The sequence below is a fragment of the Salinisphaera sp. SWV1 genome, assembly GCF_052044155.1.
Taxonomy (GTDB): Bacteria; Pseudomonadota; Gammaproteobacteria; order Nevskiales; family Salinisphaeraceae; genus Salinisphaera.
This window is the reverse complement of the sequence record NZ_JBQDYE010000146.1, coordinates 1-594: the sequence shown is the minus strand read 5'-3', so window position 1 is coordinate 594 and position 594 is coordinate 1. Positions and strand designations below refer to the sequence as shown.

1 rRNA gene is annotated in these 594 nt (G+C 50.8%); it reads left to right on the top strand.

Annotated features, from left to right (window positions below):
• Positions 1-168: 168 nt before the first annotated feature.
• Positions 169-594, top strand: a 16S ribosomal RNA gene (locus ACS8YF_RS19920); the annotation flags it as partial.

Here is a 594-nt window from a genome sequence, read left to right as displayed (position 1 = left end):
CGCTGAGAAAAAGCGAGGCGGCACTGCTCTTTAACAATTTATCAGACAATCTGTGTGGGCACTCGAAGATACGGATTCTTAACGTCGCAAGACGAAAAATGAATACCAAGTCTCAAGAGTGAACACGTAATTCATTACGAAGTTTAATTCTTTGAGCATCAAACTTTTAAATTGAAGAGTTTGATCATGGCTCAGATTGAACGCTGGCGGCAGGCCTAACACATGCAAGTCGAACGGTAACAGGAAACAGCTTGCTGTTTCGCTGACGAGTGGCGGACGGGTGAGTAATGTCTGGGAAACTGCCTGATGGAGGGGGATAACTACTGGAAACGGTAGCTAATACCGCATAACGTCGCAAGACCAAAGAGGGGGACCTTCGGGCCTCTTGCCATCGGATGTGCCCAGATGGGATTAGCTAGTAGGTGGGGTAACGGCTCACCTAGGCGACGATCCCTAGCTGGTCTGAGAGGATGACCAGCCACACTGGAACTGAGACACGGTCCAGACTCCTACGGGAGGCAGCAGTGGGGAATATTGGACAATGGGCGCAAGCCTGATCCAGCCATGCCGCGTGTATGAAGAACGCCTTCGGGT